General features: G+C 66.7%; 15 protein-coding genes. 4 read left to right on the forward strand and 11 right to left on the reverse strand.

What is annotated here, in order from left to right; all coding sequences use genetic code 11:
* Nucleotides 1-15: 15 nt before the first annotated feature.
* The 3 genes from GGQ80_RS16405 to GGQ80_RS16415 all read left to right on the forward strand — a co-directional run bounded on the left by GGQ80_RS16405 (nt 16) and on the right by GGQ80_RS16415 (nt 2369).
* The gene (locus GGQ80_RS16405; protein ID WP_183986844.1) at nt 16-558 is read left to right on the forward strand and encodes a (2Fe-2S)-binding protein; all 543 of its coding nucleotides are present in this window, start codon (nt 16-18) and stop codon (nt 556-558) included.
* Between the two features lie 105 nt (nt 559-663).
* The gene (locus GGQ80_RS16410) at nt 664-1614 is read left to right on the forward strand and encodes an RcnB family protein (protein WP_183986846.1); all 951 of its coding nucleotides are present in this window, start codon (nt 664-666) and stop codon (nt 1612-1614) included.
* 74 nt (nt 1615-1688) lie between these two features.
* Nucleotides 1689-2369: a 2OG-Fe(II) oxygenase gene (locus GGQ80_RS16415; protein ID WP_183986848.1), complete on the forward strand. Its 681-nt coding sequence runs from the start codon at nt 1689-1691 to the stop codon at nt 2367-2369.
* A gap of 285 nt (nt 2370-2654) precedes the next feature.
* Here GGQ80_RS16415 and guaA read toward each other — a convergent pair whose 3' ends face one another.
* From guaA to rpsM, 6 genes are all read right to left on the reverse strand, one after another.
* Nucleotides 2655-4211 (reverse strand): glutamine-hydrolyzing GMP synthase, encoded by a 1557-nt coding sequence (gene guaA, locus GGQ80_RS16420; RefSeq protein WP_183986850.1) that lies wholly within the window; start codon nt 4209-4211, stop codon nt 2655-2657.
* Nucleotides 4212-4387: 176 nt separating this feature from the next.
* Nucleotides 4388-6532, reverse strand: coding sequence for a prolyl oligopeptidase family serine peptidase (locus tag GGQ80_RS16425; RefSeq protein ID WP_183986852.1), 2145 nt, complete (start codon nt 6530-6532; stop codon nt 4388-4390).
* A gap of 75 nt (nt 6533-6607) precedes the next feature.
* Nucleotides 6608-7030, reverse strand: a complete 423-nt coding sequence (gene rplQ / locus GGQ80_RS16430; protein WP_183986854.1) for a 50S ribosomal protein L17 — start codon at nt 7028-7030, stop codon at nt 6608-6610.
* Between the two features lie 215 nt (nt 7031-7245).
* Entirely contained in the window at nt 7246-8310 is a 1065-nt protein-coding gene (locus GGQ80_RS16435; protein ID WP_183986856.1) for a DNA-directed RNA polymerase subunit alpha, read from the reverse strand.
* Between the two features lie 116 nt (nt 8311-8426).
* Nucleotides 8427-8816, reverse strand: coding sequence for a 30S ribosomal protein S11 (rpsK, locus tag GGQ80_RS16440; RefSeq protein WP_019516037.1), 390 nt, complete (start codon nt 8814-8816; stop codon nt 8427-8429).
* A gap of 105 nt (nt 8817-8921) precedes the next feature.
* On the reverse strand, nt 8922-9290 hold the full coding sequence (rpsM, locus tag GGQ80_RS16445; RefSeq protein WP_183986858.1) for a 30S ribosomal protein S13: 369 nt from the start codon (nt 9288-9290) through the stop codon (nt 8922-8924).
* 229 nt (nt 9291-9519) lie between these two features.
* Between rpsM and GGQ80_RS16450 the strand changes: the two genes are divergently transcribed.
* Complete coding sequence (locus GGQ80_RS16450; protein WP_183986860.1) at nt 9520-9663, forward strand: hypothetical protein; 144 nt, start codon at nt 9520-9522, stop codon at nt 9661-9663.
* A 276-nt stretch (nt 9664-9939) separates the two neighbouring features.
* Here the strand turns inward: GGQ80_RS16450 and GGQ80_RS16455 are convergent, their stop codons facing one another.
* The 5 genes from GGQ80_RS16455 to secY form a co-directional block, all read right to left on the reverse strand.
* The gene (locus tag GGQ80_RS16455; protein WP_183986862.1) at nt 9940-10140 is read right to left on the reverse strand and encodes a hypothetical protein; all 201 of its coding nucleotides are present in this window, start codon (nt 10138-10140) and stop codon (nt 9940-9942) included.
* 122 nt (nt 10141-10262) lie between these two features.
* Entirely contained in the window at nt 10263-11600 is a 1338-nt protein-coding gene (locus GGQ80_RS16460; RefSeq protein ID WP_183986864.1) for a sensor histidine kinase, read from the reverse strand.
* 10 nt (nt 11601-11610) lie between these two features.
* Complete coding sequence (locus GGQ80_RS16465) at nt 11611-12303, reverse strand: winged helix-turn-helix domain-containing protein (protein WP_183986866.1); 693 nt, start codon at nt 12301-12303, stop codon at nt 11611-11613.
* Nucleotides 12304-12850: 547 nt separating this feature from the next.
* Nucleotides 12851-13495 carry an adenylate kinase gene (locus GGQ80_RS16470; protein ID WP_183986868.1) on the reverse strand — a complete coding sequence of 215 codons (645 nt, stop codon included), beginning with the start codon at nt 13493-13495 and terminating at the stop codon, nt 12851-12853.
* Nucleotides 13496-13537: 42 nt separating this feature from the next.
* Nucleotides 13538-14902, reverse strand: a complete 1365-nt coding sequence (gene secY, locus GGQ80_RS16475) for a preprotein translocase subunit SecY (protein ID WP_183986870.1) — start codon at nt 14900-14902, stop codon at nt 13538-13540.
* Nucleotides 14903-14964: the final 62 nt, after the last annotated feature.

Genomic DNA, 14964 nt, shown 5'->3' on the forward strand with positions numbered 1-14964 from the left:
TAGACCCGCGCGGCGATGACCCGCTTCACCGTCAACAACCAGCCGGTCGAGTACCGCCTCGATCCCGACACGCCGTTGCTGTGGGCGCTGCGCGACGCATCGAACCTGACCGGCACCAAATATGGCTGCGGCACGGGGCAGTGCGGCGCGTGCATCGTCGATGTCGACGGCCGCGCGGTGCCGTCGTGCCGGATGACGATCGCCGAGGCAGAGGGCACTTACGTCACCACGATCGAGGGGCTGTCGCGCGAGCGCAACCACCCGCTCCAGCTCGCCTTCATCGCCGAGAATGTGTCGCAGTGCGGCTATTGCATCCCCGGCTTCATCATGGCCGCGTCGGTGCTGCTCCGAAAGGATGCCGATCCCAGCGAGGAAGCGATCCGCAGCACGCTGACCAACCTGTGCCGCTGCGGCATCTATCCCCGCGTCGTCGAGGCGGTTCAGCGCGCCGGCCGGGCGCTGCGCGGCGAGGAAGTCATCCCGGCGGGCGCCAGGCCCGGGATCGACCCCGCCGATGCCGCGCGCGTGGTGCCGGCGCTGGTGCCACCGGCCAGATAGCTTTCGGAACGCTGACGGACCAATTCAGCCTCCGCTCAACGCCACGCCTCTATTCCCGTCTCATCATCGGGGCCGGCTCGTGCGCCGGCGTTGGAGGGATGGGTTATGAGGAAGATATTTGCGGCGCTGCTGGCGGCGACGGCACTGGCGCCGGCGACGGCCTGGGCACAGGAGGAGCAGGGGCGGCCGGAAGGCCCCGGCATGAGCCGCCGCGCCGAACTGCGCGAGATGCGCCGCGCCAACGCCGGCGAGGAGCAGAGTCGAGGCCGCGACGAATGGCGGCAGATGCGCGAGGAGCGTCGCGAGATGCAGCCCGGCATGCCCGAGGCGCCGCGTTTCGAGCGCCCCGCCCCCGCCCCCGCCGCGCCGGTGGCCCAGTCGTTCGATCGCCAGGATCGCGGCCAGTGGCGCGGCAATCGCGACCAGGGTCAGCGCTGGGACGGCGGCGATCGCCAGCAGCGCCAGCAGCGCCCCGACGTCGCTGCCGGCCAGGACCGCCCCGATCGCGGCGTCTGGCGCGACCAGCAGCGCTTTGGCGGCGGTGGCAACGATCGGCCCGACTGGCGCAACGGCAACCGTGACGACCGGCGCGGCGACCTGCGCCCCGACCGCCGCGACGAGCGCGCCGAGTTCGACCGCCGCCAGCGCCGCGACGATGCCTGGCAGGACCGCGGCCGCTACGACGGCGGCTGGGCGGGCAATCGCTTCGCCGGCAACGGCAACGGCTGGCGCGGCAACCAGGGTGGCTGGGATCGCGACTGGCGGCAGGATCGGCGCTACGACTGGTCGAGCTGGCGGTCGCGCAACGAGCGCGCCTATCGCCTGCCGCGCTACTATGCGCCGCCGGGCTGGGGCTATGGCTATCGCCGCTTCTCGATCGGCGTGACGCTGGCGCCGCAGCTGTGGGGCCAGAGCTATTGGCTCGACGACCCTTGGTCGTATCGCCTGCCCGAGGCCTACGGCCCCTTCCGCTGGGTCCGCTATTACGACGATGCGATGCTGATCGACGTGCGCACCGGCCGGGTCGTCGATATCGTCTACGACATCTTCTATTGATCGAAGCGCGAGCGGGTCCGGCAGCGATGCCAGACCCTCTTGCCTTTGCGCACGCCGCGGGGGCAGATGCCGCGATGTTCCGTCGCAAGCCCGCCCCCGACATCCAGCTCCGCGCCCGGATCGGCACCGACGTCGCCGCCCGGGTCGAAGCGAACCCCCGCGTCGTCAATGCCGGCGCCAGCGCAGCGCAGGTCTATTATCATGACGACTTCCTCGATCCCGGTCTGTGCCGGCTACTGATCGAGACGATCGATGCCAATCGCCGCCCGTCGACGCTGCTGTCCGACCGCGCGGGCACCGGCTTTCGCACCAGCGAGAGCTGCGACATGGACCGCTGGTCGCCGACGATCCGGCCGATCGACGAATCGATCGCCGACCTGCTCGGCATCCCACCCGAGCATGGCGAGACGATGCAGGGCCAGCGCTACGCCCCCGGCCAGCAGTTTCGCGCCCACCACGACTATTTCCACGACAAGGAAAGCTATTGGGCGGCGATGCAGGCGTCGGGCGGCCAGCGGACGTGGACCGCGATGATCTATCTGAACGATGTCGAGGAGGGCGGCGCGACCTGGTTTCCGCAGGCGGGGATCAAGGTGTCGCCCAAGCGCGGCCTGTTACTGACGTGGAACAACATGAAGCCTGACGGCAGCCCCAACGAACTGACGCTGCACGAGGGCATGCCGGTGGTCGAGGGGACGAAGTACATCGTCACCAAATGGTTTCGCGAGCGGCCGTGGACGGTGCATAGCGGGTAGCGGGATACCCGAAGTTCGCAAAAGTCGCGACATCTACGCGCGCGGGCGTGATGGGAAGACCTACGTGCTATAACTGCCCTCACCCTTCCCAGTCGGCTTCGCCGAGCGGGCCCCTTCCCTCTCCCGCTGGGAGAGGGAATATGTCGCCAAAGGCGACGAAGGGTGAGGACGGCTACGGCTGTTTCAAAGAACGACCATGCCGCTGGCACATCGCTGCCGTGTAGGACAGCACTTAATGGCAGCGCCGAGTGACGCGGGTGAGGCTGCCCCGCAGCCTCACCCGCGTCACTCCCATTCGATCGTGCCCGGTGGCTTCGAGGTATAGTCGTAGACCACGCGGTTGACGCCCTTCACCTCGTTGACGATCCGCGTCGCCACGCGCGGCAGGAAGTCGCTGGGGAAATCGAACACCGCGGCGGTCATGCCGTCGGTCGAGGTCACCGCGCGCAGCGCCAGGACGTGGTCGTAGGTGCGGCCATCGCCCATCACGCCGACCGTCTTGACCGGCAGCAGCACCGCAAACGCCTGCCAGATCGCGTCGTAGAGGCCAGCCGCGCGGATCTCCTCGAGATAGATCGCGTCGGCCTTGCGCAGGATGTCGCAGCGCTCCTTGCTGACCTCGCCCGGGATGCGGATGGCGAGACCGGGACCGGGGAACGGGTGGCGACCGACGAACGCCTCGGGCAGGCCAAGCTCGCGACCAAGCTCGCGAACCTCGTCCTTGAACAGCTCGCGCAGCGGCTCGACGAGCTTCATGTTCATCCGCTCGGGCAGGCCACCGACGTTGTGGTGGCTCTTGATCGTGACCGACGGCCCGCCGGTGAAGCTGACGCTCTCGATCACATCGGGATACAGCGTGCCCTGCGCCAGGAACGCGGCACCGCCGATCTTCCTCGCCTCCTCCTCGAAGACGTCGATGAAGGTCTTGCCGATGAACTTGCGCTTCGCCTCAGGATCGGTGACGCCGGCGAGGCCGTTCATGAACAGCGTCTCGACGTTCACCGCGATCAGCGGGATGTTGTAGTGGTTGCGGAACAGGCTGACGACCTGGTCGGCCTCGCCCGAGCGCATCAGGCCATGGTCGACGAAGACGCAGGTCAGCTGGTCGCCGATCGCCTCGTGGATCAGCACCGCCGCCACCGCCGAATCGACGCCGCCCGACAGGCCGCAGATGACCTTTTCCTTGCCGACCTGCGCACGGATGTCGGCGATCTTCGCCTCGCGGAATTCGGCCATCGTCCAGTCGCCCTTCAGGCCGCAGACGTGGCGGGCGAAATTAGTGATCAGCTTGGCACCATCGGGGGTATGCACGACCTCCGGGTGGAACTGCATCGCGTAGATGCGACGCTCGTCGTTGGCGATGACGGCATGGGGCGCGCCGGGCGACGTCGCGACGGCGCAGAAGCCGGGCGCCAGCTCGGTCACCTTATCGCCGTGGCTCATCCACACCTGATGGCGCTCGCCCTCCTGCCACAGCGCATCGAAGAGCGCGCAGCCGTCGGTCACCTCGATGAAGGCGCTGCCGAATTCGCCGCTGCTGCCCTTTTCCACCCGACCGCCGAGCTGGTTGGTCAGCGCCTGCTGGCCGTAGCAGATGCCGAGCAACGGTACGCCCGCGTTCAGGATCTCGTCGGGAATCGTCGGGCTACCCGCGTCGACGACGGAGGCGGGGCCGCCCGACAGGATGACGCCGGCTGGGTTCATCCGCCGGAATGCCTCTGCGGCGGACTGGAAGGGGGCGACTTCGCTGTAGACACCGCCCTCGCGCACGCGGCGGGCGATCAGCTGAGTCACCTGGCTGCCGAAGTCGACGATCAGGATCGAATCAGAAGGCTGGATCATGGCGAGCCGATAAACGGTGGGGCGCGTTTGGTCACCCCTAGTTCCTCCCCCGGAAGGGGGTGTGCAGCCGCAGGCTGACGGAGGGGTATTTGCCGAGGGCGGTGTTGCTCCGGAGATTACCCCTCCACCACCGCTTCGCGGCGGTTTCCCTCCCCCTCCGGGGGAGGATTTTCCACTTATCGGACCGGCTTGACCTGCAAGCCCGTCCACTTCGCCGCGAACGCCCATTCGTCGGCCGTCTCGGCGATCACCTTGTCGGTCGGCTTGCCCGAGCCATGGCCGGCGCGCGTCTCGATGCGGGCGATGTGCGGCTTGTCGCCGGTGTCGGCGGCCTGCAGCGCAGCGGTGTATTTGAAGCTGTGGCCCGGCACCACGCGATCGTCGGTGTCGGCAGTCAGCACCATCACCGCCGGATAGGCGCGCCCGCCCTTGATGTTGTGATAGGGAGAATAGGCGTAGAGTGTGCGGAAGTCGGCCTCCTTGGACGGATAGCCGTAATCGTCGACCCAATATCGCCCGGCGGTGAAGCGGTCGAAGCGCAGCATGTCCATGACGCCGACGGCCGGCAGCGCGGCTTGGAACAGGTCGGGCCGCTGGTTGGTGACCGCGCCGATCAACAGCCCGCCGTTCGACCCGCCCTGGACGGCGAGCCCGTCCTTCGTGGTGACGCCCGTCTTCTTCAGATACTCGCCCGCGGCGATGAAGTCGTCGAAGACGTTCTGCTTCTTCGCCAGCCGCCCGGCATCGTGCCACGCGTTGCCATATTCGCCACCGCCACGGATGTTGGCGACGGCCAGCACCCCGCCCTGTTCCAGCCACGCGATCCGCGTCGCCGAGAAGCTGGGCGTCACCGAGATGTTGAAGCCGCCATAGGCGTACAGCAGCGTCGGCGCGGGGCCGGTGACGTCGCGGCGCTTGACCACGAACATCGGGACCTTGGCGCCGTCCTTCGACGGGTAGAAGACCTGGGTGACCTGATATTGCTTCGGGTCGAACGCAACCTTGGGCGCGGCCCAGACCGACTGCTGGCCGGTCTTCACATCGTAGCGATAGATCGTCGTCGGCTGGTTGAAGCTGGTGAACGAGTAGAAGGTCTCGCTATCGTCCTGCGACCCGCTGAAGCCGCCGATCGAGCCGATACCGGGCAGCGGCACCGTGCCGAGCGGCTTGCCGTCGAGGCTGAAGCGGCGCGGCTCGCTCTTCACATCGACCAGATAGTCGAGCAGCAGCTGGCCGCCGACCAGATCGGCGCCGTCGAGGACCGAGCGATCTTGCGCCACGATCTCGCGCACCGCCGGCCCCTTGGCGACATCCATCGCGACGATGCGCTTGCGCGGCGCGTCGAGATCGGTCGTCCAGTAGAAGGTGGAGCCGGTATTGCCGACCAGCGACCAATCGTTGGCGATCGTGGGGATCAGCACCTTGGGGCTCGCGCCCGGCGTCGTCAGGTCGAGCACCGCGACCGCGTTCTTGCGATCGGTGCCTTCGGTCGAGGTGATGACCAGCCACTTGCCGTCTTCGGTGACGCGGGCGCTGTTGCCCCACTTGGGCTTGTCGGGGGTCGACCAGATCAGCCGGTCGGCCGACTGCGGCGTGCCGATGCGGTGGAAATAGACCGCCTGATTCTCGTTCAGTGCCTGGAACTTGGAGCCGTTCGCGGGTTCGGGGAAGCGCGAATAGTAGAAGCCACTGCCGTCCTTGGCCCAGCTGTACGCCGAGAATTTCGACCATTCGATCGTGTCGGGCAGCGGCTGGCCGGTGGCGACGTCGAGGACGCGGACGGTGCGCCAGTCGGTGCCGCCGTCCTGGATGGTGTAGAGCAGCCTGGCGCCATCCTCCGACGGCAGCCACTCGCCCAGCGCGGTCGCGCCATCCTTCGACAGCATGTTCGGATCGATGAGCAGCCGGCCCTCACCCGCCAGGGTATCGCGGACGTAGATCGGCGACTGGTTCTGCAGGCCCGCGTTGCGCGAATAGAAATAGCGCCCGCCCTTCTTCACCGGGGTGCCGAAGCGCTCATAGTCGATCAGCGTCTTCAGCCGCTCCTTGAAGATGTCGCGGCCGGGCAATGTTGCCAGATAGGCGTCGGTGACCTTGTTCTGCTCGGCGACCCAGGCGGCGACCGCAGGATCGGTGCGCACGTCGTTCTCCAGCCAGCGATAGGGATCGGCGACCTTGACCCCGAACTGCTCGTCGACCTGATCGACGCGGCGGGTGTCGGGATAGCTGAGGCGGGTCATCGGTGCGGCGGCCTTCGGAGCGGTCTGGGCGAGGACGGGAGCGGCGGAGAGGCAGAGGGCGAGCAGCAGCGCACGACGCATGAAGGTCTCCAGAAACGAGAAGAGCCGCAACCCTACGGGGTTGCGGCTCCGTTCTCAAGCGCGTGAGACTTTGTCTCAGGCAGCCTGGTCGAAGTCCTCGTCGGTCATCACCGGGCCCGAATCCTGGCCCTTGGCGGCGACGTCGCGGTCGACGAACTCGATGATCGCCATCGGCGACGCATCCGACTGGCGGATGCCAGCCTTGATGATGCGGGTGTAGCCGCCGTTGCGCGAGGCGTAACGCTCACCGAGCACGTCGAACAGCTTCACCAGCTGCGCGTCGTCGAGCAGGCGGGCGTGCGCCAGACGACGGTTCGACAGGCCACCCTTCTTGGCGAGGGTGATCAGCTTCTCGACGTAGGGACGCAGTTCCTTCGCCTTGGCAACGGTGGTCGTGATCTGCTCATGCTTGATGAGCGCCGCCGCCATGTTGCGGAACAGAGCGGCGCGATGCGCGGAGGTACGCTGAAGCTTACGACCGCCAACACGATGACGCATGGGTATTTCCTTCTTCGTTCGTCAGGGGGCCGTCTGACGGAACCCCGGGACTGGTGGAGGCGATGGTCCACCCGATTTAAGCCACCCCGACGGAAGCCGGGGTCCAGTTGCGGCCACGACGCGGGAGTAAATCCCGCGTCGTCAGACGGAGCTTTCGGCTCCGCTGGCCGGGCCTGGCCTGTCTCCGCAGCAAGCGAGCTTGCCACGGTGCAGGCTCAGCCCATGATTTCCTGCTCGAGCTTCTTGGCCATTTCCTCGATGTTCTCGGGCGGCCAGCCCGGGATTTCCATGCCGAGGCGCAGGCCCATCGACGAGAGCACTTCCTTGATCTCGTTGAGCGACTTGCGGCCGAAGTTCGGGGTGCGCAGCATCTCGGCCTCGGTCTTGCCGACCAGATCGCCGATGTAGATGATGTTGTCGTTCTTCAGGCAGTTCGCCGACCGCACCGACAGCTCGAGCTCGTCCACCTTCTTGAGGAGGTAGCGGTTGATCTGCTGCGTGTCGCCGGCAGGCTCGCCCGCCGCCGGCACCGCGGCGTGACCGATCGGCGCCGAGACGCGGGTGATCGACGAATCGTCGAAGTGGACGAACAGCGCCAGCTGGTCCTGGAGGATGCGGCCGGCATAGGCCACCGCGTCTTCCGGGGTCACGGTGCCGTCGGTCTCGATCGTCAGCGTCAGCTTGTCATAGTCGAGGTCCTGGCCGACGCGGGTCGGATCGACCTTGTACGACACCTGGCGCACCGGCGAATAGAGCGCGTCGACGGGGATGAGGCCGATCGGCGCATCGACCGGGCGGTTCGCGGCAGCCGCGACATAGCCCTTACCGACGTCGGCGGTCAGCTCCATGTTGAGCGTCGCCCCCTCGTCGAGGTGGCAGATGACCAGCTCGGGGTTCATCACCTCGATATCGCCCGACACCGCGATGTCGCCAGCCTTCACCTCGGCCGGGCCGGTGGCGGACAGCTGGAGACGCTTCGGGCCTTCGCCCTGCATGCGGATCGCGACCTGCTTCACGTTCAGGACGATGTCGGTCACGTCCTCGCGCACGCCGGCGAGGCTCGAGAACTCGTGCAGAACGTTTTCGATCTTGATCGACGTCACCGCAGCACCCTGCAGCGACGAGAGAAGCACGCGGCGCAGCGCGTTGCCGAGCGTCAGGCCGAAGCCGCGCTCGAGCGGCTCGGCAACGAAGGTCGCCTTCCGCTTGCCGTCACCGCCCTTCTTCTCCAGGCCGTTCGGCTTCTTGAGTTCCTGCCAGTTCTTTGCGTTGACAGCCACGGGGTTCCCCTGGGTTGGAGGCCGGTGGGGAGCCGGCCTCGGAATTAATAGCGCCGACTCGTCAGCCGGCGCGAAAGTCGAGAAAGTTGAGACCCTGCGGCCCCAACTCGCTCACATCAGACGCGGCGACGCTTCGACGGACGCACGCCGTTGTGCGGGATCGAGGTCACGTCGCGGATCGACGTGATCTGGAAACCGACCGCCTGCAGCGCGCGAAGCGCCGACTCGCGGCCCGAACCCGGACCCTTCACCTCGACCTCGAGCGTACGGACGCCGTGCTCGGCGGCCTTCTTGCCCGCGTCCTCGGCCGCGACCTGCGCCGCGTACGGGGTCGACTTGCGCGAGCCCTTGAAGCCCATCATGCCGGCCGATGACCAGCTGATCGCATTGCCCTGCGCATCGGTGATGGTGATCATGGTGTTGTTGAAGCTGGCGTTCACGTGAGCGACGCCTGCGGTGATGTTCTTGCGCTCGCGCCGACGAATGCGCTGCGGTGCCTGAGCCATGTGGTATTCCTGACCTGAATCTCAAGAGTGACGCCGAGGCAACGATGAAACCGCGATACTGAAAGCGCGGGTGCCTCCGGCGGAGTAAATCGCCCCCTGGACGATTTACTTCTTCTTGCCGGCGATCGGCTTTGCCTTGCCCTTGCGGGTGCGCGCATTGGTATGCGTGCGCTGGCCGCGGACCGGCAGGCCCTTGCGATGACGCAGGCCACGATAGCAGGCCAGATCCATCAGGCGCTTGATGTTCATCGCCGTCTGGCGACGGAGATCGCCTTCGACGGTGTACTCGGCGTCGATCGCCTCGCGGATCTGCAGGACTTCGGCGTCCGACAGGTCCTGGACGCGACGCTCGGGCGCGATCTCAAGCTTGGTCACCAGCTCCTGCGCCTTGGCGGGGCCGATGCCGTGAATGTACTGAAGCGCGATCAGAACGCGCTTGTTGGTCGGGATGTTAACACCCGCGATACGTGCCATGAATATATTCTCCTAGCTCCACAGCGATCGGCATGGCTGACGACCGCTATCTCGACGCGTTGACTCCGCCACGCACGAGAACGGCGAGCACGCTGATGCGCCGCCGGAATCATGTGTATCGGAGAGGTGGAGCAACTAGGGTCGCGCAAACGCCGTGTCAAGCGACGGGTTCCCATTGAATCCGTGCGGATTTACGGCCAGTTTACCAATTCGGGCGCAAATAGTGCCCATGACCCCTGCGACTCGCCCGATCAAGCACATCGCGCGCAAGCTGGACCGCGCAGCGCCGGCCGCCGAGCCCTGGCGCGCGCCGGCGATCCCCGATCTGGTCGCGCGGATCGAGGCGGCGCTGCATGACCGGCGGGCAGCGTAGGGACGTTCGCCCCTGCCAACGACGACGCGCTGCCAACACCGACGCGCTGAGGTTGCGTCAGTATCGCCGGCGTGGAGGACGCTTACCGCCCGAGATCCTGAAACAAGTTCAGGATGACGGCAGGCCTTATTGGCGCGCTCATCCACATTTCCTACGGGCCGTCATGCTGAACTTGGTTCAGCGTCTCTTCGAGATCAGACCTTTTCGCGCCAATGGCCTATAGCTGTACTCGTCGCGGCGGCCGATCGCCGCCCCGATCATCGCGATCGCAAGAAGTCAGGCCAATACCGGCGGCACCCGGCCAAGCATCGCGCTTGCCAGCAGCATCACCGACAGGCCGGCCGACAGGCCGCACAGCACATAGCCGACGTAGATCAGGTTACGCGGATTGGGCTGGCTCAGGCGGCGATTGCGCGACGCCCCCGACAGCACGAAGCTCATCAACATCCCATAGGTAAACACAACCGCGCCCAGCATTCGATCCCTCGCTCTACCAGCTACGGCGTCGCCCCCCGGCTCCGCCTTCATGGGCAGCACCATAGATCAAGGGGTGCTGACAAGACGTTAACCACGCCAACCGGGGCGAAAACGCGATGAATTCAATCGGGCAGCAGGATCCTGGCGATCAGTCCGGGGTTGTTATCCGCCAATTCGAACGTCCCGCCGTGAAGCCGGGCAACCGCCTCGATCAACGCCATGCCCAGCCCCGCCCCCGGGGTGGTGCGGGCGCTGTCGAGCCGGCCGAAGCGCTTCATCGCCTGCGCCCGGTCGGCCTGGGCGATGCCCTCGCCCCGATCCTCAACCTGGATGGCGAAGCCGCCGGCGACGCGGGTCAGCCGCAGGACCGCCTGGCGTCCCCCGGCGGCATGCTTCAACGCATTGTCGATCAGGTTGGTCAGCGCCTGGCTCAGCAGCTCGCGATGGACGCGGAGCGGCGGCGGCCGGTCCTCGACCACGACGGAAAAGGTGAACCCCGCCTCCTCCGCCACCGGCTCATAGAGCTCGCCGATTTCCTCGACCAGCTCGGCAAGATCGATCGGCGTGAAGCGATCGCGCGACACCGACTCCGACCGGCTGATCTCGATGACCATCGTCAGCATCCGCATGACGAGATCGGTCTCGACGAGCAGCCCCCCCAGCGCGGCCTCGCGCGCCTGGGGATCGGCGATCAACACCGCTTGCTCGGTCTTGGTGCGCAGCCGGGCGAGCGGCGAGCGCAGGTCGTGCGCCATGCTGTCGGTGACGACACGCAACTCGGTCATCAGCCGCTCGACCTTTTCGAGCATCACGTTGAGCCTGACGCCCAGCCGGTCGAACGCGTCGCCCCGTGCCGGCGCGGCGGGAACGCGGCGCGACAGGTCGCCCTGCCCCGCCGCCTCGATCGCATGCGCGATGTCGTCGAGCCGCAGCGCGACATAGCGCGCCAGCACCAGCCCTGCGCCGATGCCGAGTGCCAGCGACAGCATCACCGCGACCGCCAGCGCCCGTTCGATCGCGCGCTGCTCCGCCTCGACCAGATCGAGGCTGCGGCCGACGAGCAGCCAGTAGCGCCCGACCGGGTGCAGCGCATAGCCGACATCGCTGGTGGCCGACGCACCGTCGAGGTCGGCGACGCGGAAATTGGTGGGGACGATCGGCACCGAGACGCGATCGGGCGCATAGCCGCGGACCCGCCGCCCGCCGCTGTCGACGATCGCCAGCAGCAAGGACACGTCGCCCGGCGCGCGCGCGTCGTCGATCGCGCCGCCGACCGCGGCCAGCCCGCCCGATCGATAGACCGCCTGCATCGCATCGGACTTCTCGATCGTCTCGCGACGGACCGCGCCGATCGCGGCGTCGTGGGTCTGTTTCCAGACGAAGCCGACCAGCGCCAGGTTCGATATCAGCGCCAGCGCGATCGCCAGCAGCGCGATCCGCGCCGTGACCGACAGCCGCATCAGCCGCGCGTCACGCGTCGGCGGCCAGCCGATAGCCGGCGCCGCGCACCGTGTGGAGGATCGGGCTGCCGAAGCCGTCCTCGAGCTTGCGGCGAAGGCGGCCGATATGGACGTCGACGACGTTGGAGCCCGGATCGAAGTGATAGTTCCAGATCTTCTCCAGCATCATCGTGCGGGTGACGACCTGGCCGGCATGGCGGGCGAGGAATTCGAGCAGATTGAATTCGCGGGCGCCGAGCGGGATCGAACGCCCGGCGCGCATGACCTGCCGCGACAGCAGGTCGATCTCGAGGTCACCGACGGCGAGGCGGGTCTTCTGCGGCTCGGTCGCGGCGCGATCGGAACGGCGGACCAGCGCCTCGATCCGAGCGGACAGCTCGGCGAACGAGAAGGGCTTGCACAGGTAGTCGTCGGCGCCCGACTTCAGCCCGTCGACCCGGTCGTCGACCGCGGCGAGCGCCGAGAGCATCAGCACCGGCGTGTCGATCCCGGCCGCGCGGATCGCGCTGACCATGGCGAGGCCGTCGAGGCCCGGCAGCATGCGGTCGGCGATGATGAGGTCGAAGATGCCCTCGCTGGCGAGGAACAGGCCGTCGCGACCGTCATGGCATGCTTCGACGGCATAGCCAGCCTCGGCCAGACCCTTGGACAGATAGGCGGATGTCGAGCTGTCGTCCTCGACGATCAAGATCTTGCGGCTCACGCGACCCTTCCACTTCTGCTCCGCCCATACAGGAAAAGCCGGCAGGAAGCACCCTTCCCGCCGGCCTCCGCGATGCCCCGGGGAGAAAGGGGCGTCGTTGCCTGATCTGGGTGCCGGCGGCTTATCCGGGAGTGATCGCCGCCGACGGATGAAGGAATAGCCCAAGTGGTTGAGCTGGGCGGTGAAGCGGTCATGACAATTACGTCATGTGAGAGAGGCAGGTGTGGGGCTCGCATTTTCAACCTCACCCGTTATATTATCGGGCGGAGATCGGCGATGGCCACTGCAGCACCTGATCAAACCGACCGGCTGGACCTCAATGAGTAGATCGCTCGGATCGAGAAGACGCAGGCCGACATTCAGAAGCTGTTCGCCGAAACCACCGAGATCAAGGTGGACACGCGGATCATGCCCTTCACCACGCTGGCTACCGTTGCCGGCGGCGGCGCGGCGTTCTTCGCGGCTGGCGCAACGTTCATCAAGCTGCTGGGCTAGGGCCGCTCGTCGCCCCGGCTAGAGGCCAGGGTGACGACAGCCGATCTTTATCCTAAGCGTCCAAAATCGCCGCGATCGCCCGCGTGACGTCGTCGATCGGCGCCATGCCGTCGACCCGGTGCACCAATCCACGCGCCTCGTAAATCGGCAGGATCGGCGCGGTCTTGGCGCGATATTCGGCCATGCGGGTCCGCACCGTCGCGGCATTGTCGTCGGGCCGGCGCTTGAACTCGGTCGAGCCGCAGACGTCGCAGACGCCCGCGACGGTCGGCAGCTTGTAGCGGTCGTGATAGCCCTCGCCGCAGTTGGCGCAGGTGAAGCGCCCCTCGATCCGGTCGACCAGCGCGTCCTCGTCGACGTCGAGCTCGATGACGTAATCGAGCTTCGCGTCACGCTCGTCGAGCAGTAGGTCGAGCGCCTCGGCCTGCGCCGCGGTGCGGGGATAGCCGTCGAAGATCGCACCGGCGCCGATGCCCGCATCGAGCCGTTCGCCGATCAGGGCCGAGACGATGGCATCCGACACCAGTTCGCCGGCATCCATCACCGCCTTCGCCTGCAGGCCGACAGGCGATCCCGCCTTCACCGCCGCGCGCAGCATGTCGCCGGTCGACAGCTGGACCATGCCGCGGTTCGCCACCAGACGCTGCGACTGCGTACCCTTGCCCGCACCCGGCGGCCCCAACAGGATGATGTTCACCGATACCCCTCCCGGATCGTCGTCAGCGTGGATGCGCCAGCGTCAGCGCAGGCGACCGCCCTTCAGCTTCGCCTTCTTGATCAGATCGCCATACTGATGCGCCAGCAGGTGGCTCTGGATCTGAGTCACCGTATCCATCGTCACGTTGACAACGATCAGCAGACTGGTGCCGCCAAGATAGAAGGGAATCGACAGTGCGGTGACCAGCCATTCGGGCACCAGGCAGATGATCGCCAGATAGGCGGCACCGATCACCGTGATGCGCGTCAGCACGTAATCGAAATAGGTCTCGGTGTTCTTGCCCGGGCGGATGCCGGGAATGAAGCCTCCGTGACGCTTCAAATTCTCGGCCGTCTCCTCGGGGTTGAAGACCACCGCGGTGTAGAAGAACGAGAAGAAAATGATGCCCGCGCCATAGAGCAGCATGTACACGGGGCTGCCGTGCTGCAGATACTGGTTGAGCGTGATGATGAGATCGCCCGTCCAGCTTTCGCCGGCGACCTTGTTGCCCGCGAACTGCGAGATGGTGAGCGGCATCAGCAGCAGCGACGAGGCGAAGATCGGCGGGATCACGCCCGCGGTGTTGATCTTCAGCGGCAGGTGGCTGCGCTCCGCCTGCATGCCCCGCTGCGTCTGGCGCTTGGGATACTGGATCAGGATGCGGCGCTGGGCGCGCTCCATGAAGCAGATGAACAGGACGAGCGCGACGACCGCGACGATGATGCCGACAAGGCGCACCGGATCGAGGCTGCCCGAACGGCCGCCCTCGAGCAAGTTGACCAGCGTCGTCGGCAGATGCGCGACGATGCCCGCCATGATGATGAGCGACACGCCGTTACCGATACCGCGGCTGGTGATCTGCTCGCCGAGCCACATCAGGAACATGGTGCCGCCGATGAGGCTGATGACCGCCGCGACGCGGAACAGCAGGCCCGGCTCGATCACCGCCTGGACACCCGAATTGGCGCCGAGCGTCTCGAGACCCACGGCGATGAAATAGCCCTGGATCGCGGTGAGCAGCACGGTGCCGTAGCGGGTGTACTGGTTCAGCTTCTTGCGACCGCTCTCGCCTTCCTTCTTGATGGCGGCGAGCTGCGGCGACAGCGACGTCGCGAGCTGCACCACGATCGAGGCGGTGATGTAGGGCATCACGCCGAGCGCGATCAGCGACATGCGGCTGAGCGACCCGCCCGAGAAGGTGTTGAAGAAATCGAGCACGCCGCCCTTGGTCTGGTCGGCGAGCAGGCCCAGTGCGGTCGGATCGACGCCGGGCAGCGGCACATAGCTGAGCAGGCGGAAGACGATCAGCGCGCCGATCGTGAACCACAACCTCTTCTTGAGGTCGGTGGCCTGGGCGAATTTCGCCAGGTTCAGGCTCTGCTGCATTCGGTCGGCTGCTGTGGCCATCGTCGTGTGTGATCCTGGAAACGAAAAAGCGGCGGGATGCGTTATTGCCGCCCCGCCGCCCA

Origin of the sequence: Sphingomonas jinjuensis, assembly GCF_014197105.1 — a bacterium.
GTDB lineage: Bacteria > Pseudomonadota > Alphaproteobacteria > Sphingomonadales > Sphingomonadaceae > Sphingomonas > Sphingomonas jinjuensis.

Coding starts and splice junctions, on each gene's coding strand:
- GGQ80_RS16415 (WP_183986848.1), top strand. CDS start 1,689: ATGTTCCGTCGCAAGCCCGCCCCCGACATCCAGCTCCGCGCCCGGATC.
- rpsM (WP_183986858.1), bottom strand. CDS start 9,290: ATGGCACGTATCGCGGGTGTTAACATCCCGACCAACAAGCGCGTTCTG.
- GGQ80_RS16425 (WP_183986852.1), bottom strand. CDS start 6,532: ATGCGTCGTGCGCTGCTGCTCGCCCTCTGCCTCTCCGCCGCTCCCGTC.
- GGQ80_RS16455 (WP_183986862.1), bottom strand. CDS start 10,140: ATGCTGGGCGCGGTTGTGTTTACCTATGGGATGTTGATGAGCTTCGTG.
- rpsK (WP_019516037.1), bottom strand. CDS start 8,816: ATGGCTCAGGCACCGCAGCGCATTCGTCGGCGCGAGCGCAAGAACATC.
- secY (WP_183986870.1), bottom strand. CDS start 14,902: ATGGCCACAGCAGCCGACCGAATGCAGCAGAGCCTGAACCTGGCGAAA.
- GGQ80_RS16405 (WP_183986844.1), top strand. CDS start 16: ATGACCCGCTTCACCGTCAACAACCAGCCGGTCGAGTACCGCCTCGAT.
- rplQ (WP_183986854.1), bottom strand. CDS start 7,030: ATGCGTCATCGTGTTGGCGGTCGTAAGCTTCAGCGTACCTCCGCGCAT.
- guaA (WP_183986850.1), bottom strand. CDS start 4,211: ATGATCCAGCCTTCTGATTCGATCCTGATCGTCGACTTCGGCAGCCAG.
- GGQ80_RS16450 (WP_183986860.1), top strand. CDS start 9,520: ATGACCCCTGCGACTCGCCCGATCAAGCACATCGCGCGCAAGCTGGAC.
- GGQ80_RS16410 (WP_183986846.1), top strand. CDS start 664: ATGAGGAAGATATTTGCGGCGCTGCTGGCGGCGACGGCACTGGCGCCG.
- GGQ80_RS16460 (WP_183986864.1), bottom strand. CDS start 11,600: ATGCGGCTGTCGGTCACGGCGCGGATCGCGCTGCTGGCGATCGCGCTG.